We start from the raw sequence: 21135 nt of genomic DNA, 5'->3' as shown, positions 1-21135 counted from the left end.
AGACAGGAGCGCAGACCTTAAATGTTTCTTATGAGCAATTTTGGTACATTTCTCTGCTCAGAGAATGGAAAACTTTTTTCCCGCTCCCTTCTTGAAATGACAAGCACGATTGAAGCTGTCTCACTCGTAAAAACTCTCGAAGGGTTTTATCTGTCCGCTGATGGAACAACGGACAATGTTTTTGATATAGAGAAAAAGATTTTCGGGAGGGCAGTAACAACCGATTATTGTCATATTGAAAATGAAAAAACGCCTGGTTTTATTCATTTAAGGACGCCACACGGTTATTTATCTGTCAATAATAATAATGACATATCATTTTCCAAACCCCATCCGTATGGATGGGAAACATTCAGGCTTATTTCCAAAGAAGATCTGGAAATTCTTATTGATCTATCGAAATGCAGCCTTGTTTTTGAAGGAAAATGGAACAAACTATCCCCTGAAGGAAGTTCAAATGAAACACTAAAGTTTGGCAGCATCAATGTTTCAATTGATGATTATCTGACGCAATTCCACCAATTCCCTGACGAAATGGAATTTTTCCATTACGACGACTGGAGCCCCTCTCTTATTCAGATCGCAAGACCGGCCATTGTCTATATCATATATGGTGGTGGCGATATTATTCGTCAGTTCAAATACTCAATTCAGTCTTTGTGTGAGTTTGGGAAATACAGAGACGAAGTGATTGTCGTCACAGACAATGACGCCAATTATATTAAAAATATCTGTGCTTCTGCCGGCGCTATAAATGTGACAATCATTCCGTCCATTGGTCACGACCGAATGGATTATGTTGGCGTACGGGTGCGGATTTTTGCATCAACGCTATTTAACAAATACCGCCCCGTCATCTACACTGATGCGGACATAATTTTTGACCAAGACTGTAAAGAATTACTCGACACCTCCCTGAAGATGAATCATATCAGCGCGGCGGTAGAAGACGGTCATTATCTCGACAAAGACACCAGTAATGGCAAAACACTATTTGATGAAAAGCCATTCAATTTTTCCGAAAGGCCGGAAGGTTTCAATGCCGGCTTAATGCTCATTCCATCAGGACGAAATTTCAGAAAGTATTTTCAGGCCGCATATACCGCATTAACACGATATGTACGAAAAAATGGTCGGAACAGCATTCCTTATTACGACCAGTCCTTGTTGAATTATATTTTTCACAAGATTCATATTTTTTCCAAATCCCCCATCACAGAACACAATCAGTTTTGGCTGGAAGATATGTCTGAACCACACGGCGCGGCTCACTTCTGGATCGCAGCCTTTCAGCGCGCTGACAAAATGCGTGGCTACATTGATCTTCTGAGAAAAGAGAAAGAACGTGACACATCGCATGATTTGACTCTGGAGAGTACGCCGCCTCTCCCTCGTCCAGAGTCAACCAAACGATCCGTTAACTCTTCCACCCTCCCATTTCACACACCCTCTTCCAGTGTTCCGCTGACACAGGCACAACCGACAGGCGGGACTGACGGATAAGCGCCAGATCCGCCAGATCAGGCGTTGCTTTCATTTCCGCCAACGTCACCGCGCGAGGCATGGGCCCAACGGCCTTAACATCCACACAGACCCACGGCCCGCTTTCGGCCGTCGGGTCGGGATAGGCTTCACGCGCGATCTCAACTACGCCGACAATCTCGCGTCCCTGATTGGAGTGGTAAAAGAAAGCGAGATCACCTTTCTTCATGGCAGCCAGATTCTTCTTGGCCTGATGATTGCGCACACCCGTCCACGGCTCAATCTCGTTGGCCACCTGCTCATCCCATGAAAAGGCATCAGGTTCCGATTTGACCAGCCAGTAATTCCGGCTCATGCGGCCAGTTTTCCATCACGGAAAACCGTGAGGAGCGGACGGATGATCACGCTCTCGAACAGTCCGACTTTCGCATACGGATCACCGGCAGCGAATCCATCGGCTTCGGCCCGATCCGCGACATTGATCATGACGATGCTGCCACAGGGCTTTCCATCCACACCCATCATCGGACCCGCGAACTGGATGCGGTCGGCGTAGGTCTTGAGATAGGCCAGATGATCGGGGCGCGTAGCCGAACGGAGTTCGAAGCAGCCGGGTTTGTCCGTGCAGATAATGGTGAACAGCATGGAAAGTCTCCGTATTGAGATGGATGAGGGCCGCCCATGCATTGGGTGACCCGTGCCAATCCGTACATGATAGTGTAGGAGAACGGCCCGCACGACCCCCGCGCCCGTTGTATCCCGGCTTTCGGATTTGCGGAGGGTGCGGCATAAGGGACAGCTTTACCCACGGGCCGCATTCTGCGCCCCGAGATGATACGGACGGACCTTGAGCGCGACGCCGACACTGACAGAGCGGGCCGGAGCCCTGTTTCACCGCTATGCCAATCCCGGTCGCTTCCTGCGCCTCGGGAACAGGATTCAGCCGTGGCTGACATGGTCCGCGCTGGCCGTGACGCTGCTTGGCCTTGGCTGGGGACTGTTCTATGCACCCGCCGACTGGCAGCAGGGCGACTCCGTGCGCATCATGTATGTGCATGTTCCCTGCGCGTGGCTGGCGTCCTCCGGTTATTTCGCGCTCGCCGTCTGTTCCGTCCTGTCGCTTGTATGGAAACACCCGCTCGCCGATCTGGCCGCTGTGGAAATCGGCCCGGTCGGGGCCTGCGTGACAGCCACCTGCCTTGCAACCGGTTCCCTCTGGGGCAAGCCGATGTGGGGCACATGGTGGGTGTGGGACGCCCGCCTGACATCCGTGCTGGTGCTTTTCTTCCTCTATCTCGGCCACATCGCCCTGATCCGCGCCTTCGACGATCCGCAGCGCGGTTATCGCGCTGCTGCCATTCTGGCGCTGGCCGGGGCGGTCGATCTGCCAATCATCAAGTTCAGCGTCCAGTGGTGGAATACACTGCATCAGCCTGACAGCATTACACTCACAGGCGCACCGACCATGTCGCACGCCATGCTCTGGCCGTTGCTGATCTCCACGATTGGCTTCACCTTGGGTTTCGCGGCCATTGTCGTCGCACGCCTCCGCGCTGGTGTCATGGAGAGCCGCATTCGCGCCTTGCTGTCCAGCCCACGCCGCGCGGCCAAAGCGGAGGCCGCAGCATGACCCATCTGCCTTATATTCTGACTGCTTACGGCCTTGCCGCAGGCTTTGCCATTTTCCTCTCGGCAGGCGCTGCGATCCGGCTGAAACGGGACCGCACGAAGCTGGCTGCGCTTGAAGCCACCCGCGGCGGTAGCAGGCGCGGAGGAGAACTCTCATGAAACGCAAGACCCGTCGTCTCTGGCTCGTCATCGCCTGCGTGGCCGGTCTGGGAACCGCCGCCGGACTGACGCTCTCGGCCTTCTCCTCCAACATCCAGCTTTTCATGGCGCCATCGCAGTTGCTGGAAAAGCCACCCGCTCCGGACCGCACGATCCGCCTTGGCGGGATGGTGGTGGCCGGATCGGTAAAACGTGAACGGCAGGGCGAAACACCCATCAACCTGTTTCAGGTGACCGATGGGCAGGCGGCGGTAACCGTCCGCTTTGAAGGCATCCTGCCGGACCTGTTCCGCGAAGGGCAAAGTGTGGTGGCAGTCGGCACAATGTCACCGGACAAGACTTTCGTCGCCTCCGAAGTGCTGGCGAAGCATGACGAGACCTACATGCCGAAAGAAGTTGCCGAAGCCTTGCAGAAGTCAGGCAAGTGGAACCCGAAATTCGGCCCTCCGCCGGACGCCGCGAGCTGGAATGCCATGACGGGCAAGGATACGGCGGCCGGGAAGAAGTGATGTCCTCAGTCAGTCCGCTTGTCGATCGGGCAGAGGCCGCGTTGTCCTGCCTCTCCCTTCCTTTTCGTAAACACTTTTCAGAAGCGTGCCTCTGGCAGGGTTCCGCCCGCAGCGCTTCTTTCTCTTTCATACAGCAAAGCGAGGACGCATGAGTCCCGAACTCGGTCGTTTTGCGCTGGCTCTGGCCTGCGTGTTCGCGCTCGCTCAGGCAATCCTGCCCATGCGGGGCGCACGCAAGCGAGACCGGCGCCTGATGGCGCTCGCACCGGGGCTGGCGGTTGGTCAGTTGATCGCTCTGCTGGCGTCCTTCCTATGCCTCGTCAACGCCGCGGTGACGAACGATTTTTCGGTCAGCAACATCCTTCAGAACAGCGCCGTCTCCAAGCCGCTGCTCTACAAGATCACCGGCGTCTGGGGGAACCATGAAGGGTCCATCCTGCTCTGGGCGCTGATCCTTGGCATCTGCGGCGCGGCGGTGGCGGCGTTCGGGCGCAATCTGCCGTCCGCCCTGCGGGCACGGGTGATCGGGGTGCTGGGTGGCGTGGCCGCCGGGTTCGAACTGTTCTGCCTGACGACCTCCGATCCGTTCGACCGGGTCTGGCCCGCGCCGCTCGACGGGCAGGGCATGAACCCGCTGTTGCAGGACCCCGGTCTCGCGTTCCATCCGCCAATTCTCTACACAGGGTATGTCGGGTTCGCCGTACCGTTTGCCTTCGCTATTGCAGCGCTCATGGAAGGGCGTGTCGATGCGGCATGGGGACGCTGGGTGCGTCCGTGGGCCGTGGCGGCGTGGTCCTTCCTGACGTGCGGCATCGCGCTCGGGTCGTGGTGGTCTTATTACGTACTCGGCTGGGGCGGTTACTGGTTCTGGGATCCGGTGGAGAACGCCTCGCTGATCCCGTGGCTGTCCGGCACGGCGCTGATGCATTCGGCCATCGTGGTCGAGAAGCGCGAGGCGCTGAAGATCTGGACCGTCCTGCTGGCGATCGGCACGTTCTCCTTTTCCCTGTCCGGCACGTTCCTCGTGCGTTCGGGCATCCTCAATTCAGTCCACGCCTTCGCGCAGGACCCAGCGCGCGGCATCTTCATTCTTGCGCTGCTGGGGCTGGTCATTGGCGGTTCGCTGGCGCTGTTCGCATGGCGTGCTCCGTCTCTGACCAGTGGCGGCCTCTTCGCCCCGGTCTCACGGGAAGGCTCGCTGGTGCTGAACAACATCCTGCTTTGCTCGATCTGCGCCGTGGTTCTGACCGGCACGATGTATCCGCCGTTCATGTCGCTGCTGTTCGGCAAGACGATCTCGGTAGGCAAGCCGTTCTTCGATGCAGCGACCATTCCGCTCGCCATTCCGCTGTTTATCTTCATGGGGTTCGGCCCGATGCTGCCGTGGAAACGGGCGCAGCTCTGGCCGGTGATGAAGCGCCTGTGGCTGGCCGCACTGGCGACACTGGTCGCGTTTGCCGTGACGGTGATCGGTCTGTCCGGCGTGCTGCCGATCCTGTGCGCGACGATGGCGGTATGGATCATTGCTTCGAGCCTGACGGATATCGCAGATCGCGTCGCTCTCTTCCGCACATCTCTCGGTCAGTCCTTCCGGCGCGCGCGTTCCCTGCCCCGCTCGACCTTCGGCGCGGCCATCGCTCATATCGGCATTGGCGTGAGTGTGCTGGGCCTGTCGGTCATGTCGCAGGCGCAGCACAAGATCGTTGAAGTGTCAGTGGGTCAGACGGAACAGCTTGCAGGTTATGACTGGACTCTGACGGATGTAAGAACCGTTCCCGGTCCGAACTACACGGCCATGGAAGCGACCATCGAAATCCGCCATAACGGTCATCTGGTGACGATCATGCATCCGTCCAAACGCAGCTTCAACGCGCAGAACCAGACGACGACGGAAGTGTCCATCCACACCAACGGTCTGTCCGATCTGTATGGTGTGATCGGAGACAGGCACGGGCCGGATTCGGCGCCGACCTATGTTCTGCGACTGCATTACAATCCACTGGCTCCATGGATGTGGTTCGGTGCGCTGATCATGGCACTTGGTGGAGCACTTTCCCTGTCCGACCGGCGTATGCGCGTGGGCGCGCCCCGCCGGTCCATGACACCTGACGTGGTAGCCGCAGAATGAGTAACGAACAGACTCCTTCCAATGATCGCAATGCGGTAACCCGCCGACGCCTGCTACTGGGGGCGCCGCTCGTGGGCGCCGGCGTATGCGGTTTCGCGTTCTGGAAAATGCTGGCGGGCATGCAGGCCGGATCTTTCAATCCGCATGATATCAACGCGCCCGTAACGGGCCGCGCCGTCCCGACCTTCACCCTGCCCGACCAGCCGCCGGGGACAGGTTTCTCCGAGGCGGATCTGAAATCGCTGCAAAAGCCAGTCTTGGTAAATTTCTTCGCCTCATGGTGCATTCCGTGCATCGCGGAGATGGACGCCTTGCTAGCCTTGCAGAAAAAACTGCCGATATGGGGCATTGCCTACAAGGACAAACCGGAAAACGCGACGGGCCTGCTCAAGCACGCGGGCAATCCTTATGAAAGGATTGGCAGCGACCGTAATGGCCGCGTGGCTATCGACTGGGGAGTCTCGGGCGTTCCCGAAAGCTTCCTAATCGCGCCGGGTGGTCTGATCGTGTGGCACAGCGCGGCGGGACTCGATAATCCTGATGTGCTCAACGAACTGACCACAGCGCTGAAAGCCGTGGGCGGCTGATGAGTTCTTTTACCCGCAAAGGAATGGCGGTTCTTGTCGCCGCTTCGCTGTCGTTTCCGGTCGTCGCACTTGCGGTCGATGATCCGGCTGAAATGCTGCCGAATCCCCAGCAGGAATCCCGTGCGGAAGCCATCGGCTCGCAGTTGCGCTGTCTGGTCTGTCAGAACGAGTCCATTGAGGACAGCAGCGCCGGACTGGCGCGCGACCTGCGTAGGGTGGTGCGGGAACACGTGGCGAAAGGCGAGACCAACCAGCAGGTCATAGACTGGATGGTCGCGCGCTATGGGAATTTCATCCGGCTGAGCCCACCGATCACGTTCGCCACTCTCTTGTTGTGGGGCATGCCTGTTCTGGCGCTGCTTGTCGGCATTGTAGCCGCCATTGTGGCCTTCCGTCGTCGGTCGCCCACCCCCGCCCCACTGAGCGAAGCGGAGCAGGCGCGACTGAAGGAACTGACGGATGAGCGCTGATCTTTCTGGAGGAGAGGCAGCATGATCTGGCTCGGTATCGTCGTTCTGAGCGCCTTGGCCCTGCTTCCCGCACTCCTGACCTTGTGGCGTCGGACCCGCACACTTGATGAACGGAGTGCGGCCCTGGCGCTGCATGAGGCGCAGCTGGCTGAACTGGACCGTGATCTCGATATCGGGATGATCGCGCTCCCCGAGCACGGTGTCGCCCGCCTGGAGATCCAGCGTCGTATTCTTGCCGCCGATCAGGCGCCTGCGAATGTCGTCGATAAGGCTGCCCGCACCCGGATCATTATCGCGCTCGCCGTCATCCCGCTCGCTGCCACAGGGCTGTATCTGACGGGCGGTCATCCCTCTTTTCCCGCGCAGCCTCTCAAACCAAGGCTCGAAGCCCTGGCGGCGCAGGATGCGAAAGCGGGGCAGATGATCGATCAGCTCAAGGCTGCGATCGCGAAGATGTCGCCAGAAGATCCCACGCTCCGACAGGGCTATATCCTGCTCGGACAGGCGGAAGCCTCACGCGGGCATGACAAGGAGGCAATAGAAGCGTGGCGGAAAGCGCTGGACATGGAGTTCCAGCCTGCCCTCGCTCTTGAACTGGCTGAAACGCAGGTCCACAGCGAAGGGCATATCAGCGCGGACAGTCTCTCGCTTTATCGGCGTGCGCTCGATGTAGCGCCAAAGGACGCGCCGTGGCGGCAGGCGGTCGAGCAGCGCATTGCTGCCGGTGTGCATGAACAGGAACAGCCCTAGATCGGAAAATCCAGACTTTTGGACAAAATCGCCTGATTACAAGAACGTAAATTGCCATCTCCCTGTAAGGAAAGACAGTTTGCGTGCAGTGTTCACGCCTGCTTAGGCAGGACTCGGTCCGTACAGTCCTTGATCCGGACGATTTTGGTCTTTATGTGGCGATAATCTTTGGAACTCCGGCTTATGGACCTGACTGTCATTTCTCCTTCGGTCGAGCATACACATGTTACATTTCCCGAAGGGGTCCAGCTTGACTGCGGCGCAGTTCTGGCGCCGGTCGACATCGCCTACCGGACCTATGGCACACTTTCTCCTGACCGGAACAACGCCATCCTGATCTGCCACGCGCTAACTGGTGATCAGTATGTGGCCGAGAGGCATCCCGTTACAGGAAAACCCGGTTGGTGGGAGCGGATGGTCGGACCGGGCAAGCCGATCGACACGGACCGTTTTTTCGTCATCTGCTCGAATGTACTCGGTGGCTGCATGGGTTCGACAGGGCCACGGTCCCTTCGTCCCTCAACCAGTCAAAACACCAATACGCAAGCTGATCCATGGGGAACGGATTTCCCCCCGATCACCATTCGCGACATGGTGCGGGCACAGCGCAAGCTCGTGGAAAGTTTCGGCATCAGCCGGCTGTTCGCCGTCGTTGGCGGCTCCATGGGAGGGATGCAGGTGCTGGAATGGGCCGCGACCTATCCGGAGATGGTCTTCGCCGCCATGCCGATCGCCACATCGGCTTTCCACTCCGCCCAGAACATCGCGTTCAATGAAGTCAGCCGACAGGCAATTTTCGCTGATCCTGACTGGCACGGCGGCCGCTACTGGGAAACGGGCGCCATTCCGGCCCGCGGGCTGGCTGTGGCACGGATGATGGCCCACATCACCTATCTTTCGGAAGAAGCCCTGACACGAAAGTTCGGACGGCGCGTACGACGCTGCACGGATGATGGGAGCACCAGCCCTTCAGCTGGTGCGCTTTCAACTTTCGGCGAAATTTTCGAGGTCGAGTCTTACCTGCGTCATCAGGGATCGACGTTCGTTCGGCGGTTCGACGCCAACTCCTATCTCACCATCACGCGCGCCATGGACTGGATGGACATCGGGCAGGAGCATGAAGGGGATTTTGCCGCGCCATTTGCCGGCACGCCGACACGGTTCTGTGTCGTCTGCTTTTCTTCTGACTGGCTCTTCCCCACTTCACAATCACGTCTCATCGTCCGTGCGCTGACCCGTGCAGCAGCCAATGTGTCTTTTGTCGAGATTGAAAGCGATAAAGGCCATGACGCCTTCCTGCTCGACGAACCGGATTTTGACCGGACAGTAGCAGGTTTTCTCAGCGGCGCAGCCGAACATGCCGGACTGACAAACGGGAAGGCTCAAGGATAACGCCATGCGGCTCGACCAACGTCTGATCGCGGAGATGATCACACCTTCGACACGGGTTCTCGATATCGGCAGCGGAGATGGTGCGCTGATCGATTATCTGTTCCGTACCCGTGGATGTGACGCGCGCGGCATTGAGATCGACATGGGTGAAGTAACCCGCTCGGTGGCGCACGGTCTTCCCGTTGTGCATGGCGATGCCGACCACGATCTGGCGCATTATCCCGACAACAATTTCGATTATGTTGTTCTTCAGAGAACATTGCAGGCCGTGGAACGCCCCCGGGAAGTGCTCCGCCAGATGCTGCGGATAGGCCGTTACGCCATTGTATCCTTTCCGAATTTTGGTCATTGGGAAGTACGACTGAAACTGCTTTTCGGTGGCAGAATGCCCAACACGACGGTGTGGCGCACACCATGGTATGCCACACCGAACATTCATCCTTGCACAATCAGGGACTTTCTCGCCCTGTGTGATGAGGACGGTTATCGGGTCCATGAATGGATGGCTATTGATGAGGAAGGCGAACGCGCCCCCTGGCGGCGTTCCATCCGCCTGGCAAATCTCTTTGGAGAACAGGCACTTTTCCGGCTTGGCAAAGGTAAGTGACCGATCAGCGATCTCTTCTGGTCGCAATCGATGGTGGCGCGACCAAAACACTTCTACGCATAACCCAACCAGACGGCACACTATTGAGTGAGGCCCAAAGTGGCCCATCCAATATCGCTACGGATGTGGAACAGGCGGCACGGTCAATACGAAAAGCCTTCGACAGCGCCTTGAATGCAGCCGATCTGGGGGACGCCCAACAACGCGGAGCAATCCGATGGATCGCAGTGGCAGGCATTGCCGGCACGGAATCATCAGGCCGCAGTGAACGTCTTCGTGAACTCTGCGATTTCTTCAGTATTTTTTCCGTCTACTCAGATGCTTATACCTCCTGTGTCGGTGCGCACGGAGGAAAAAATGGTGCCATTGTCGCGATCGGCACAGGAAGTGTCGGTTATGCAATTGCCGGTGATCGAATATGCCGCGTTGGTGGCTGGGGTTTTCCTCAAAGTGATGAAGGGGGTGGGGCCAGGATCGGGCTACGGGCACTTCAGCATATGCTCTGTACAATGGATGGCCGTTGCACTGAGACCGCTTTATCTGAATGTATTCGACGGAATATTGAAAAACAGTCGGCCAATCCATTAACCTATGGCATAGGCGCCTCAGCCACGCAGTTCGCCAGCCTGACCCCTCTCGTCGTCCGAAGCGCTAAAAATGGATGCCGGACTGCACAGGATATTCTTGCCGAGGCCGCTGGTGATATTGCCAACATTGCCAGGACGCTTTTACGAGAAAAGGATTTTTCCAACCTAGACATGACGCTTCTCGGCAGTCTTGCACCCATTCTGGAACCATGGCTGCCTGAAGACATAAAAGAACGCGTCACCCCTCCTCAGGGCTCGGCACTGGATGGCGCGATGTGTCTTGCGAGCAACATTTTTTCGTTGAAATAACCAAAGATGTTACAAAACGAAATACAAATGACCGAAATTCCTTTTATAATAAATAACATTCTTATTCTGTAATTTTTCGAGGCTTGAACTTCACTCGAAAATCCTGTAGAAACAATACAGTTTCTTAGGATGTAAGGTACAAAAGCATCCAAACTATGACAGCATCGATACAGACGCTGGGGAAGGGCGTCAGGGTTTTGAAGGATCGATGTAACAGAGCCGTCATCTTTTACTTAAACATCTTAATAACCATAACAGCCACAATGTCGTGCATACGCCACGTTAAAGGCAAGGCAGACATGAAAGCCAATCCGTCGTGACGTCCCGAGAGGTTTCTTTAGTTCAATGACCACTTTTGCCGATCTGCAGCTTGCCGACCCCCTTCTGAGGGCCCTTGCTGAGGAAGGATATACTCAGCCTACGCCGATACAGGAGCAATCCATACCGTATCTTATGGCCGGTCGTGATCTGCTCGGGTTGGCGCAGACGGGTACCGGAAAAACGGCGGCTTTCGCCCTTCCCATCCTTCACCATATTTTCACGCATAAGCAGGTCGTGCCGCCTAAAGGCGCGCGCGTTCTGGTGCTTGCCCCGACACGGGAACTCGCTTCCCAGATCGACGAAAGCTTCAAGGCCTATGCGCGCCACATGAAGTTCACGCATGCCGTGATTTTCGGTGGCGTGGGTCAGGGACGTCAGGTCGAAGCCATGCGCCGGGGTGTTGACGTTCTCGTGGCCGCACCCGGACGTCTTCTGGATCTGATGGGACAGGGTTTCATCAATCTGAGCCATCTGGAAGTGCTCGTGCTTGATGAAGCTGACCGGATGCTGGACATGGGCTTTGTCCGCGACATTCGCCGTATTGTGGCCGTCCTGCCGAAAAAACGTCAGACGCTGCTGTTTTCCGCCACGATGCCGCCGAGCATCTCGGATCTCGCACACAATCTGCTGACCGATCCGGCCCGCGTGGAAATCACACCGCCTTCCAGCACAGTGGATCGCATTCGTCAGGCCGTCATGTTTGTAGAGCCGGACAAGAAAAAGGATGCGCTCCTTCTTCTGCTCAGTTCCCCTAAAGTGGCGCGCGCCGTTGTCTTTACGCTGATGAAGCATGAAGCCAACAAGGTTACCGAATTTCTGAACCGCAACAATGTTACGGCAGAAGCGATCCACGGCAATAAATCACAGGGGGCCCGGGAACGGGCGATGACCGGTTTCCGCTCCGGCTCTGTAAAAGTTCTGGTGGCAACCGATATTGCTGCGCGCGGCATCGACGTTGACGACGTTTCTCACGTTTTCAACTACGATCTGCCGAATGTGCCGGAAAGCTATGTGCATCGCATTGGTCGTACCGCGCGTGCTGGCCGGGAAGGCTGGGCCGTGTCTTTCTGCGATCCGGAACAGCGGGCATGGCTTAAGGATATTGAACGCACCATCGGGAAAAAGGTGCCTGTCGTAAGAGACCATCCTTATCATTCCGATGTAGCGGAAAACTCCACCATGCGTCCGCCTGTACTGGGTGGCGGGGGCCGTGGCCGCGGCAATCCGTCCGGACGTGGCGGCGGCGGTAATCGCCCTAATGGCGGTCGGGGCGGCCCTCCGGGACGTCGCCGCGTGGCATAACGTCCGGTCCATTACTGGTAGTAATAAAGGGTAGCGTTTAGGTCAGGTGACTGACCTCGCTGCCCTTTTTTATTGCGCCCTTTCCTCTCAGGATGATTTTCTCCGTCGATGTGGCATAAGTGGTTCATGACCAAGACCACACCTGCCACAGTTTTTTTACGGCGCGCGAACATCGCTTTCGAGACGCTACTGTATGATTACGATCCATCAGTCGGGAAACTCGGCGTACATGCCGCAGCTGCCGTCAATGAAGCGCCCGAGCATGTCTTCAAGACATTGATGGCTGAAGTCGATGGAAAACCTGTTTGCGCGGTCATTCCAGTGGAAAGCGAACTCAGTTTGAAAAAACTCGCTGCTGCCTTCGGTGGGAAAACAGCAAAGCTCATGAAACCCGCCGACGCTGAACGGATCACCGGTTACAAGGTCGGAGGCATCAGTCCCTTTGGTGGTCGCAAGTCTGTGCCGACCCTTCTGGCACAGGAAGCCTTGGTACAACCTTACATTCTCATGAATGGAGGAGGACGGGGCGTTCAGGTAAAACTTGCTGTTCCAGACGCTCTGGCGGCGATGAAGGGGAAGACAGCGGATATCATCGCTACCAAAAATTGAACACTGATGTATATTTCAGCAGTGTTTTAAAATTTCAGAAAATCTCACTCCAACCCTGTCCATTTGGAAAAATGCAAAAGTCTTTTTTCCTATAAAAACAAATCAGTACGGCGCTTTCAAAGTGGAGACGGGTAGTTTCTCTCCTCCGGACAAAGTGGCCGTCAGACGCTTTGCTCCGATTTTATCAAGCAGTTTGGAGAGAGGCGTTTTGACTGGCCAGAATTTTGATGCCTGCCTGGATTTTGTTCGTACGGCTGAAGGCGGCTACAGTAGCGATCCCAAGGACCCGGGAAACTGGCTCCAGGATGAAAAGGGACGCAAGGAGACCCTGATCGGGAGCCGATATGGTGTTTCAGCCCTTATGCTGGCTTCATGGATGGCGCCCCGCACTGTCACACCTGATGATATGCGGAATCTGGATCTCGATACATTTGATGCAATTGCCCGTTCGCGTTTCTGGAATCCACTCGCCTGCTCTGCATTGCCACCCGGCCTTGACCTGATGGTGTTTGATTACGGCTGGAACTGCGGCGTTCACGCTTCCGCCTCCCTGTTGCAGCGAATGCTCGGCGTAACAATGGATGGAGCGATCGGCCCCTATACGCTGGCAGCTCTGGCGCAGGCGGATGTCGCGGATATCCTGCCCCAGATCGATCCTGACAACCTGACGATCCTCCATACCCGTCTGGGTCTGCCTCCTAGCAGCGGGATCGGTCAGGAGGTCAAACGGGCGCTCGCACGTCAGCAGGGCATGGAAATGCTGCTGGTACTAGTATTTTCAGGCATGCAGGAACGGGAATATCGCCTGCGCGCCGGTTTCCGTCGATGGGGCCGCGGCTGGCTTGCCCGCACAAAACGCCGCACGGAAACCGCGCTGGCTCTCGTCTCGGCGGCTGCGAACCGACAGGAAAACCCTTATCAGGCCTGACCAGTGCATACGTTATTCTGAATCCTTATTGATTTCATTCTTATTCAAGCAATCTTGACCTTCATTCATTTCATCTCCTGATTGCCGCCTCGCGTGCGGTCGATCCATTTAGCTGGCCTCAACGTGGCTGACAGACTGGCGCTCAGCGGCCAAATTCCGTAAACGCTGGCCGCATGGACGACCGCACCGCCGATTTCGACTTTCACCTTCCCGAGACCTCAATCGCGCAACATCCCGCGCGCCCGCGTGAGAGTGCGCGTCTGCTGGATGTGCCTGCCGATCCGACAGCACCCTTCATTGATCGTCGCGTGTCCGATCTGCCGGGTCTGTTGCGGGCAGGTGATCTGTTGGTGGCAAACGACACGGCGGTTATTCCAGCGCAGCTTCACGCCCGCCGCGGTGAGGCGAAAATCGGCGTCACGCTTGATCAGCATCAGGCAGATGGCACGTGGAGCGCGCTGATCCGCAACGCCAAGCGCCTCAAGCTCGGCGACACGCTGACTTTTCCCGGCACGGACGATACGGCGGAGGTGGCCACGCTCGACGGGCAGGGTGGCGCGACCCTACGTTTCAGTGCGGAAGGCGACGCGTTCGATGCGTTCCTTCAGACCGCCGGAGCGCTGGCGCTACCACCTTATATTGCCCGTCCGCAAGGTCCGACTGCTGAGGACCAGAGCGATTACCGCACCATTTTTGCCGAGCATCGTGGCGCGGTTGCAGCCCCCACGGCGGGACTACACTTTACGCTCGACTTATTGCGTCGCATCGACGAGGCTGGTGTTGGACGTGAGACGCTAACGCTGCATGTTGGTGCAGGCACCTTCCTGCCGGTGCGGGCCGAGACATTGTCCAGCCACCACATGCATGCCGAGCGCGGCATCATCACGCAGGAAACAGCGCACCGGATCAACGCTGTGAAGGAGCGAGGCGGTCGGATCGTTGCTGTCGGGACGACCACCTTGCGGCTGCTGGAAAGTTCGGTGTCGGAAGACGGGCGCGTGATGCCGTTCGATGGTGACACGTCGATTTTCATTCACCCCGGCTTCAAGTTTCGTGCGGTCGATATGCTGATGACCAACTTCCATCTGCCGCGCTCGACGCTGTTCATGCTGGTCTGCGCCTTTGCAGGCACGGAGCGGATGAAGGCGGCGTATGAGCATGCGGTCTGCGACGGCTACCGTTTCTATTCTTACGGCGATGCCTGTCTGCTTAGGCGTGCAGAAGTATCATGATTCAGAAAGAGGTTTCCAAAGGCACCGCCTTTGGCTGGTTAAAGGCAGAGACCTTTTCCTATCGGGGCTTTGCCCCGCACCCCACCAAAGGCTCGCCTTTGGAAACCATTTTTAGCAAAACGAGGTGTAGGAAGCCGGGCTTCCTGCCGGGGTATGGGGCAGAGCCCCATCTCTCTTTCACAGTAAAAGGCCTTTCCTCATGAGCAGCACTTTCCGCTGGATCTGCGAGTCCACCGACGGGCAGGCCCGAGCCGGCACGCTGCACACGGCGCACGGCCCGGTGCAGACGCCGACCTTCATGCCCGTCGGCACGGCTGGCACCGTCAAGGCCATGACTATGGACGCCGTACGCTCGACAGGGGCAGGGATCGTGCTGGGTAACACCTATCACCTAATGCTGCGCCCCGGTGCGGAACGGGTGAAACAACTCGGTGGGCTGCACAAATTCATGGACTGGCCCGGCCCGATCCTGACGGATTCCGGCGGGTTTCAGGTCATGTCGTTGGGTGCGCTGCGCAAGCTTGATCAGGATGGTGTGACGTTCCAGTCGCATATCGACGGCTCGAAACATCGCCTCGATCCACAGCGTTCGACCGATATCCAGCACGCTCTCGATGCGACCATCACCATGTGCTTTGACGAGTGTCCGGCCCTTCCCGCTGCACCTGAAGCCATCGCCGCTTCCATGCGGATGTCGATGCGCTGGGCGGCCCGTTCGCGCGAGGCGTTCATCCAGCGTGAAGGCTACGGCCAGTTCGGCATCGTGCAGGGTGGGACAGAGCCGGAACTGCGCGCCGAGAGCGTGAAGGCGCTGACGAATATCGGGTTTGAGGGTTACGCCATCGGCGGCCTTGCGGTGGGCGAGGGGCAGGAACTGATGTTCTCCACGCTCGATGTGACAACGCCGCTCATGCCGAGCGACAAGCCGCGTTACCTCATGGGGGTGGGCACACCGGATGACCTGCTGGGCAGCGTGATGCGTGGCGTGGACATGTTCGACTGCGTGATGCCAACCCGCGCCGGGCGGACTGCTCGCGCTTATACAGAGCGCGGTCACATCAACCTGCGTAACGCCCGGTTCGCGCTCGATGCCCGGCCGCTGTCACCGCACTGCGACTGCCTTGCCTGCACGCGCCATTCCCGCGCTTATCTGCACCATCTGTTCCGCGCTGATGAAATCCTCGGTCCGATGCTGCTGACATGGCACAACCTTGCTTACTATCAGCGGCTGATGCGCGGCATTCGTGCGACGATTGTAGACGGCACACTGTCGGCTCACGCTGAGCATCTGCGGGCTGAATGGCAGGCCGGGGACTGGAGCGAGGACGAAGTGCCGCAGCCGCTCATTCCGCCGGTGGCATAATCGACCAGCATCCGTTCAGCAGGAGAGTAAAAGGGCTAGCTTTTTCAGCTTGAAGCCCCGCGCCGTCTCCTGTGAAGTAAAAGCATATTTTCTTCGTCCTCCGATAAACCGGATCGGGAATGCCCCCCACCTCCTCCGAAGCTCTCAATCGGCTGGTCCAACGTCTCGAAGTGAAAGCCCGGGAAATCGGCTTCGATGCGTTCGGCATCTGTGATGCCAATATTGGACCAGCCACAAAGGCTCATCTGAACGAGGCGTTGGCGCTAGGGTATCACGGCACTATGGGATGGCTCGCAGAACGGGTGGAAGCGCGCGCCCATCCTCAAGGGCTGTGGCCAGAAGCACGTAGCGTTATCTCGCTCGGATTATCCTACGCCCCGGAAGGCGATCCGCTCGCAACGCTGGCGCGTCCGAATCACGGCAATATTTCGGTCTATGCCCGGAACCGCGATTACCACGACATCATCAAGGGGATGCTCAAGCATCTCGCGCAATATCTGGTTGCGGAAGTCCGACGTGCGGGCCTGACAGCCGAGGTCAAGGTGTTTGTCGATACGGCGCCCGTGCCCGAAAAGCCACTGGCGGAACACGCGGGGCTCGGCTGGCAGGGCAAGCATACGAACCTCGTCTCGCGCGATCACGGAAGCTGGCTGCTGCTTGGAGAAATCTACACCACGCTTGAACTGCCGCCGACTCCACATCGCGCTGGCCAGTGCGGGCGTTGCCGACGCTGCCTCGATGTCTGTCCCACGTCAGCTTTCCCTGCGCCCTATCAACTCGATGCGCGGCGCTGCATCTCTTATCTCACTATCGAATATGCCGGTCCCATCCCCCATAAGTTCCGAGAGGCCATGGGCAACCATATCTATGGCTGCGATGACTGTCTCTCCGTCTGCCCGTGGAACCGTTTTGCTCAGGAATCGCGCGTCATGAAACTGAAGGCGCGGGAAGAACTGATTGCTCCGCGCCTGGCCGAACTGGCGGCTCTTGATGATGCGGGTTTTCGCACCCTGTTTTCCGGCTCGCCGATCAAGCGGATCGGACGCAACAGGTTTGTCCGTAACGTGCTGATTGCCATCGGTAATTCAGGCAACGCGTCCCTACGCATGACGGCTCAGGAACTCTGTAACGATCCCGATCCCGTTGTTGCTGAAGCGGCTTCCTGGGCCTGTAATCGTTTGCAGAATGCTCCCGTTCGAGCTCCAGTCCGCTCCTGACGATAGAAAGTTCCCATGCCCCGGCACCTTCTCAAACGCAGCCTCATTCTCTCAGGCCACCCCACAAGCGTGGCGTTGGAACCGGAGTTCTGGGCGGTGCTCGACATCATGGCCAAGGAACAGGCTTTGACGATCGGACGGCTTGTCGAGTCGATTGATGGCCGCCGTGACCCGAATCGTCCTCTCGCTTCCGCCCTGCGCATCGCGGCGCTGGCCGCCACACGGGCCGTTCCAGCCAACTGGGGACAGGATAAGGTTGAGGAGTCGTCTGCGGAATCCTCGTAAAAAACGAGCCGCTTCTTGGCGCTGACGACGAATATCAGATCATCGTTTTCCTGGCGCCTTAATGAAATGAGAACTCACATTAACACCTTTCCTCTCTTTAACCCCTCAGAAACGGCTTCTCCTCTAGCGTCTCCTCACGAACCACAGACCGCTGCACCTCGCATGCCAGCGCATGAGGACCCCATGCCATCGAACGTTCTGCGCATGCCGCACTGCCCTTCAGCCAGTCCGCTGCTGATTTCTCATTCCCTGCTCCAGATGGCCGATGTTGTCTGGAAAGCAGGACTGACAGGCGTGGCCGATGAACTGCTTCACCTTGCGCATTCCGCCATTGATCGCGCAGATGAACCGGAGACTTCAGGTCATTCCACGCCTCAGCCCTGGCCATCCCGACGTTCTGGCAGCATGAAATAACGCGTGCCTTCGCAGTTCCTTCATGCCGCTGGACAAACATGGCAGCCTGCATTTTGGTCTTGCGGAGAGTGAGTGCTAGACTGAACGAATGAGCATCTGGGGCAAACTGTTTGGAACCGTAGCGGGCTTTGCAGTCGGCGGACGGATGGGCGCAGTGCTTGGCGCGGCGCTCGGGCATGCGGCTGACCGGGGCACTCTTCTTGAAGCGCCTACGGGTGGCTGGAGTGATCGCTGGGCGGCGCGGGCCGCACCAGACCCGAACAGCGCGGCCGCTTTTGTCGCTGCCAAACTGGCCGCCGTGACCGGCAAGAAAGACCAGCTTTACGCTCTGTGCGCCGTCATCCTGTCAGCCAAACTCGCCAAATGCGATGCTCCGGTCAATCGGCAGGAAATCAACGCTTTCAAGTCACGACTCCGTATTCCTCCGGAAAATACCAAGGAAGTGGGGCGCCTGTTCGATCTGGCGCGTCAGCGGACGGACGACTACGAACGTTTCGCTCAGGAACTTGGTCGCGCCTACCGCGATGACCAGCTCATGCTGGAAGAACTGCTGTCCATTCTGTTCTTCATTGCCCGCGCCGATATTCGCAAGGATGAGCCCCTGCACCCGGCAGAGATCCGCTTCCTCAAAAAGGTGCATCGTGCTTTCGGACTGAGCGCTGGCGCATGGGATCGAGCCGAAGGTGGACGTTCACGACCGGCCATGGCCGATAACGATGCCTATATCGTGCTGGGTGTCTCGAAAGACGCCAGCAACGAGGAATTGCGCGCAACGTGGCGCGCCCTTGTCCGCGCCCATCACCCGGATACCCTCACCGCCCGCAATGCCTCCCAGCGGGAAATTGATATCGCGGTGGCGAAAATCGCCCGAATCAACGCGGCATGGGACGTGATCAAACGCGACCGACGCCTGTAAAAACGCGCCGTTTCTGCCGATCCGACTGTGCTCTCAAAGCCACAATCACTGTTGCCTCGGCTTATTCATTACGGAAAAGGCGAACCCGTTCTTCATGAGGGCGTTATTGCTTTCCGTGTGCGGCAGCCATCGTTTGCAGCTATCGCCGTGACCAGATTGGAAACACGAAACAGGTCAGCCACGCAGGGCGACCGATTGCATCAGGAACGTGACGTGTTAGACAGAATTGCAAAGAGACGTTCACAGAAGCATAACATGGTCGTCCTGCCGGCAGAGATGCGGTTCGGAAAAGGATGATCTACGGGGCGATAGAGAGACTGACGGGCATGGGCTCAGCGATGAAGGACGACCACCATCTCGAACAGCATGCCATTGGCGTCAGTCGCCCCCAGCAGGCATCCGGCAGGAAAACGCTCGGACGGATGATCCGCAAGGGTTCCATCATTCTGGGAGGCTTTGCGCTCGCGGGATGCTCGTCAATGGTGGCGCCCAAGCCCACCGATCCGGAAGCGCTGGCGGAATACAAGGAAGCCAACGACAAATACGAGCCACTGAACCGCAAGATGTATGATCTTTCGGTCAAGCTCGACAAATACAGCATGCGCCCGGTCGCCAAGGCTTATGTCTGGGCCGTCCCGCTGCCCGTCCGCAAGTCACTTGGCAACATGGTTCAGACCATGAACGAGCCGGTGGTCTTCTTCAACGACGTCGGCGCCGGCAAGCCGCGTCGTGCGGGCGATGCCTTTGTCCGCTGGTGCATCAACATGGTCGCGGGCGTAGGCGGCTTCATCGACGTCGCGAAATACGCCGGTTATCCGCACCACGACAATGACGGCGGCCTGACCCTCGCCACGTGGGGCATTCCTTCCGGCCCTTATCTGTTCCTGCCCATGATGGGGCCATCCAGCTTCCGCGACGGTATCGGCTATGGTCTCGATCAGGGTCTTTCCCCGTGGAACTATGTGCCGCGCGGTTATGGTCTCCTGACCTTCAACTGGGCCTACAACATCATGGGCGTCATCAATACCCGCGCCGATCATCTGGACGATCTGGATCAGGTCCAGCGTGACGCGCTCGATCCTTATGCTACCATCCGCAGCGCTTATCAGCAGCAGCGCAAGGCCATGGCGGAAGCCATCAAGAATGACCACCGGGCGACCGTGCCCGACTGGTACAATTAATTGATCCGCCGTAAGAAGATCAAAGGCAGACTGTTATGAAAACCAGCCTCACCCGTCGTCTCCTGCTTGGAAGCGTGACCGCTCTCGGTCTCATGTTCCAGGTCGCGCAGCCCGCAGCAGCGGCCGAAACCGCTTCGGTGTTCGTGCAAAAGCTTGGCGACAAGCTCGTGACCATCGTCAACAGCCCGCTCACACCGGAACAGAAGAAGGAAAAAGTCCTTCCTATCCTGCAGAGCGACGTGGATGTCGACGCCATCGCGAAATTCTGCCTCGGTCGTTACTGGCGCGTTGCGACTCCGGAACAGCAGGCTGAATATCTCAAACTGTTCCGTCAGGTTCTCGTCAACACCATCAGCGACAAGCTCGGCGCTTACCGCGGCGTCAGCTTCACAATCGGCGCCACCACCCAGTCTGGTGAGGAACAGGCCGTCGCGACCGTCCTGCATCGTCCGCAGCAGCCTGACGCCAACATGCAGTGGATCATCAGCCAGAGCTCCGGCATGCCAAAGGTGGTGGATGTTGTCGGCGAGGGGGCGAGTCTGCGCCTGACCCAGCAGCAGGACTATTCCTCCTACATCCAGCAGAAGGGCGGTAAGGTGGAAGCGCTCATCAATGGTCTCAAGCACCAGATCGAGCGTCATGCCGCTCCGAAAAACGACTGAATTCTTTCACAATACAGTGACGCAACGAAAGGCCTCCCCTCACCGGGAGGCCTTTTTTGTTGCGTGATCCACGCTTCGGACACGACCTCTCTCTTC

At 57.8% G+C, this 21135-nt stretch carries 24 protein-coding genes; 22 read left to right on the top strand and 2 right to left on the bottom strand.

Annotated features, from left to right (window positions below):
• The first annotated feature begins 21 nt into the window (after positions 1–21).
• Entirely contained in the window at positions 22–1503 is a 1482-nt protein-coding gene (locus ABF824_RS06270) for a glycosyltransferase (RefSeq protein WP_415487147.1), read from the top strand.
• On the opposite strand, the gene ABF824_RS06265 is transcribed toward ABF824_RS06270, so the two are convergent.
• Positions 1418–1837 (bottom strand): EVE domain-containing protein, encoded by a 420-nt coding sequence (locus ABF824_RS06265; protein WP_415487145.1) that lies wholly within the window; start codon positions 1835–1837, stop codon positions 1418–1420. The genes ABF824_RS06270 and ABF824_RS06265 overlap by 86 nt on opposite strands.
• Positions 1834–2127, bottom strand: a complete 294-nt coding sequence (locus ABF824_RS06260) for a YciI family protein (RefSeq protein ID WP_415487143.1) — start codon at positions 2125–2127, stop codon at positions 1834–1836. Before ABF824_RS06260 ends, ABF824_RS06265 begins: the two co-directional genes overlap by 4 nt.
• Before the next feature lie 202 nt (positions 2128–2329).
• On the opposite strand from ABF824_RS06260, the gene ABF824_RS06255 reads away from it, so the two are divergent.
• From ABF824_RS06255 to ABF824_RS06155, 21 genes are all read left to right on the top strand, one after another.
• Positions 2330–3112 (top strand): heme ABC transporter permease, encoded by a 783-nt coding sequence (locus tag ABF824_RS06255; RefSeq protein ID WP_415487141.1) that lies wholly within the window; start codon positions 2330–2332, stop codon positions 3110–3112.
• The gene (locus ABF824_RS06250; protein WP_415487139.1) at positions 3109–3270 is read left to right on the top strand and encodes a hypothetical protein; all 162 of its coding nucleotides are present in this window, start codon (positions 3109–3111) and stop codon (positions 3268–3270) included. The genes ABF824_RS06255 and ABF824_RS06250 overlap by 4 nt, the downstream gene beginning before the upstream one ends.
• The gene (gene ccmE / locus ABF824_RS06245) at positions 3267–3779 is read left to right on the top strand and encodes a cytochrome c maturation protein CcmE (protein WP_415487137.1); all 513 of its coding nucleotides are present in this window, start codon (positions 3267–3269) and stop codon (positions 3777–3779) included. The genes ABF824_RS06250 and ccmE overlap by 4 nt, the downstream gene beginning before the upstream one ends.
• 148 nt (positions 3780–3927) lie before the next feature.
• The gene (locus ABF824_RS06240) at positions 3928–5907 is read left to right on the top strand and encodes a heme lyase CcmF/NrfE family subunit (protein ID WP_415487135.1); all 1980 of its coding nucleotides are present in this window, start codon (positions 3928–3930) and stop codon (positions 5905–5907) included.
• Positions 5904–6494 carry a redoxin domain-containing protein gene (locus ABF824_RS06235; RefSeq protein ID WP_415487133.1) on the top strand — a complete coding sequence of 197 codons (591 nt, stop codon included), beginning with the start codon at positions 5904–5906 and terminating at the stop codon, positions 6492–6494. Before ABF824_RS06240 ends, ABF824_RS06235 begins: the two co-directional genes overlap by 4 nt.
• Before the next feature lie 23 nt (positions 6495–6517).
• Positions 6518–6964, top strand: coding sequence for a cytochrome c-type biogenesis protein CcmH (locus ABF824_RS06230; RefSeq protein WP_415487153.1), 447 nt, complete (start codon positions 6518–6520; stop codon positions 6962–6964).
• A 21-nt stretch (positions 6965–6985) separates the two neighbouring features.
• The gene (gene ccmI, locus ABF824_RS06225) at positions 6986–7714 is read left to right on the top strand and encodes a c-type cytochrome biogenesis protein CcmI (RefSeq protein WP_415487131.1); all 729 of its coding nucleotides are present in this window, start codon (positions 6986–6988) and stop codon (positions 7712–7714) included.
• 183 nt (positions 7715–7897) lie between these two features.
• The gene (gene metX, locus ABF824_RS06220; protein WP_415487129.1) at positions 7898–9106 is read left to right on the top strand and encodes a homoserine O-acetyltransferase MetX; all 1209 of its coding nucleotides are present in this window, start codon (positions 7898–7900) and stop codon (positions 9104–9106) included.
• 4 nt (positions 9107–9110) lie between these two features.
• Entirely contained in the window at positions 9111–9713 is a 603-nt protein-coding gene (gene metW / locus ABF824_RS06215; RefSeq protein ID WP_415487127.1) for a methionine biosynthesis protein MetW, read from the top strand.
• Positions 9710–10609, top strand: coding sequence for a BadF/BadG/BcrA/BcrD ATPase family protein (locus tag ABF824_RS06210; protein WP_415487125.1), 900 nt, complete (start codon positions 9710–9712; stop codon positions 10607–10609). The genes metW and ABF824_RS06210 overlap by 4 nt, the downstream gene beginning before the upstream one ends.
• A 345-nt stretch (positions 10610–10954) precedes the next feature.
• On the top strand, positions 10955–12232 hold the full coding sequence (locus ABF824_RS06205; RefSeq protein ID WP_415487123.1) for a DEAD/DEAH box helicase: 1278 nt from the start codon (positions 10955–10957) through the stop codon (positions 12230–12232).
• Positions 12233–12358: 126 nt separating this feature from the next.
• Positions 12359–12841, top strand: a complete 483-nt coding sequence (ybaK, locus tag ABF824_RS06200; RefSeq protein WP_415487121.1) for a Cys-tRNA(Pro) deacylase — start codon at positions 12359–12361, stop codon at positions 12839–12841.
• 208 nt (positions 12842–13049) lie between these two features.
• Positions 13050–13769, top strand: a complete 720-nt coding sequence (locus ABF824_RS06195; RefSeq protein WP_415487118.1) for a glycoside hydrolase family 108 protein — start codon at positions 13050–13052, stop codon at positions 13767–13769.
• A 173-nt stretch (positions 13770–13942) separates the two neighbouring features.
• On the top strand, positions 13943–15001 hold the full coding sequence (queA, locus tag ABF824_RS06190; RefSeq protein ID WP_415487116.1) for a tRNA preQ1(34) S-adenosylmethionine ribosyltransferase-isomerase QueA: 1059 nt from the start codon (positions 13943–13945) through the stop codon (positions 14999–15001).
• Positions 15002–15200: 199 nt separating this feature from the next.
• Positions 15201–16364 (top strand): tRNA guanosine(34) transglycosylase Tgt, encoded by a 1164-nt coding sequence (gene tgt / locus ABF824_RS06185; protein ID WP_415487114.1) that lies wholly within the window; start codon positions 15201–15203, stop codon positions 16362–16364.
• 119 nt (positions 16365–16483) lie between these two features.
• Positions 16484–17581, top strand: coding sequence for a tRNA epoxyqueuosine(34) reductase QueG (queG, locus tag ABF824_RS06180; protein WP_415487112.1), 1098 nt, complete (start codon positions 16484–16486; stop codon positions 17579–17581).
• A gap of 15 nt (positions 17582–17596) precedes the next feature.
• Positions 17597–17866 carry a ribbon-helix-helix domain-containing protein gene (locus ABF824_RS06175; RefSeq protein WP_415487110.1) on the top strand — a complete coding sequence of 90 codons (270 nt, stop codon included), beginning with the start codon at positions 17597–17599 and terminating at the stop codon, positions 17864–17866.
• Between the two features lie 183 nt (positions 17867–18049).
• Positions 18050–18280, top strand: coding sequence for a hypothetical protein (locus tag ABF824_RS06170; RefSeq protein ID WP_415487108.1), 231 nt, complete (start codon positions 18050–18052; stop codon positions 18278–18280).
• Between the two features lie 88 nt (positions 18281–18368).
• On the top strand, positions 18369–19196 hold the full coding sequence (locus tag ABF824_RS06165; RefSeq protein WP_415487106.1) for a TerB family tellurite resistance protein: 828 nt from the start codon (positions 18369–18371) through the stop codon (positions 19194–19196).
• A 479-nt stretch (positions 19197–19675) separates the two neighbouring features.
• The gene (locus ABF824_RS06160; RefSeq protein ID WP_415487151.1) at positions 19676–20377 is read left to right on the top strand and encodes a VacJ family lipoprotein; all 702 of its coding nucleotides are present in this window, start codon (positions 19676–19678) and stop codon (positions 20375–20377) included.
• A gap of 35 nt (positions 20378–20412) precedes the next feature.
• Positions 20413–21039 carry an MlaC/ttg2D family ABC transporter substrate-binding protein gene (locus ABF824_RS06155; RefSeq protein ID WP_415487102.1) on the top strand — a complete coding sequence of 209 codons (627 nt, stop codon included), beginning with the start codon at positions 20413–20415 and terminating at the stop codon, positions 21037–21039.
• Positions 21040–21135 lie beyond the last annotated feature (96 nt).

The sequence above is a fragment of the Acetobacter sp. genome (genome assembly GCF_047721705.1).
Lineage (GTDB): Bacteria > Pseudomonadota > Alphaproteobacteria > Acetobacterales > Acetobacteraceae > Acetobacter.
Note: the sequence above shows the minus strand (reverse complement) of the source record. Positions and strands in the feature narration are given on the sequence as shown.

Excerpts from the sequence above, each read along its gene's own strand:
- ABF824_RS06235 (WP_415487133.1), top strand. The coding sequence starts at position 5,904 with ATGAGTAACGAACAGACTCCTTCCAATGATCGCAATGCGGTAACCCGC.
- ABF824_RS06265 (WP_415487145.1), bottom strand. The coding sequence starts at position 1,837 with ATGAGCCGGAATTACTGGCTGGTCAAATCGGAACCTGATGCCTTTTCA.
- ABF824_RS06170 (WP_415487108.1), top strand. The coding sequence starts at position 18,050 with ATGCCATCGAACGTTCTGCGCATGCCGCACTGCCCTTCAGCCAGTCCG.
- ABF824_RS06230 (WP_415487153.1), top strand. The coding sequence starts at position 6,518 with ATGGCGGTTCTTGTCGCCGCTTCGCTGTCGTTTCCGGTCGTCGCACTT.
- ccmE (WP_415487137.1), top strand. The coding sequence starts at position 3,267 with ATGAAACGCAAGACCCGTCGTCTCTGGCTCGTCATCGCCTGCGTGGCC.
- ABF824_RS06165 (WP_415487106.1), top strand. The coding sequence starts at position 18,369 with ATGAGCATCTGGGGCAAACTGTTTGGAACCGTAGCGGGCTTTGCAGTC.
- ABF824_RS06175 (WP_415487110.1), top strand. The coding sequence starts at position 17,597 with ATGCCCCGGCACCTTCTCAAACGCAGCCTCATTCTCTCAGGCCACCCC.
- ABF824_RS06160 (WP_415487151.1), top strand. The coding sequence starts at position 19,676 with ATGGTGGCGCCCAAGCCCACCGATCCGGAAGCGCTGGCGGAATACAAG.
- ABF824_RS06260 (WP_415487143.1), bottom strand. The coding sequence starts at position 2,127 with ATGCTGTTCACCATTATCTGCACGGACAAACCCGGCTGCTTCGAACTC.
- ABF824_RS06250 (WP_415487139.1), top strand. The coding sequence starts at position 3,109 with ATGACCCATCTGCCTTATATTCTGACTGCTTACGGCCTTGCCGCAGGC.
- ccmI (WP_415487131.1), top strand. The coding sequence starts at position 6,986 with ATGATCTGGCTCGGTATCGTCGTTCTGAGCGCCTTGGCCCTGCTTCCC.
- ABF824_RS06155 (WP_415487102.1), top strand. The coding sequence starts at position 20,413 with ATGAAAACCAGCCTCACCCGTCGTCTCCTGCTTGGAAGCGTGACCGCT.
- metW (WP_415487127.1), top strand. The coding sequence starts at position 9,111 with ATGCGGCTCGACCAACGTCTGATCGCGGAGATGATCACACCTTCGACA.
- metX (WP_415487129.1), top strand. The coding sequence starts at position 7,898 with ATGGACCTGACTGTCATTTCTCCTTCGGTCGAGCATACACATGTTACA.
- queA (WP_415487116.1), top strand. The coding sequence starts at position 13,943 with ATGGACGACCGCACCGCCGATTTCGACTTTCACCTTCCCGAGACCTCA.
- ABF824_RS06270 (WP_415487147.1), top strand. The coding sequence starts at position 22 with ATGTTTCTTATGAGCAATTTTGGTACATTTCTCTGCTCAGAGAATGGA.
- ABF824_RS06240 (WP_415487135.1), top strand. The coding sequence starts at position 3,928 with ATGAGTCCCGAACTCGGTCGTTTTGCGCTGGCTCTGGCCTGCGTGTTC.
- ABF824_RS06205 (WP_415487123.1), top strand. The coding sequence starts at position 10,955 with ATGACCACTTTTGCCGATCTGCAGCTTGCCGACCCCCTTCTGAGGGCC.
- tgt (WP_415487114.1), top strand. The coding sequence starts at position 15,201 with ATGAGCAGCACTTTCCGCTGGATCTGCGAGTCCACCGACGGGCAGGCC.
- queG (WP_415487112.1), top strand. The coding sequence starts at position 16,484 with ATGCCCCCCACCTCCTCCGAAGCTCTCAATCGGCTGGTCCAACGTCTC.
- ybaK (WP_415487121.1), top strand. The coding sequence starts at position 12,359 with ATGACCAAGACCACACCTGCCACAGTTTTTTTACGGCGCGCGAACATC.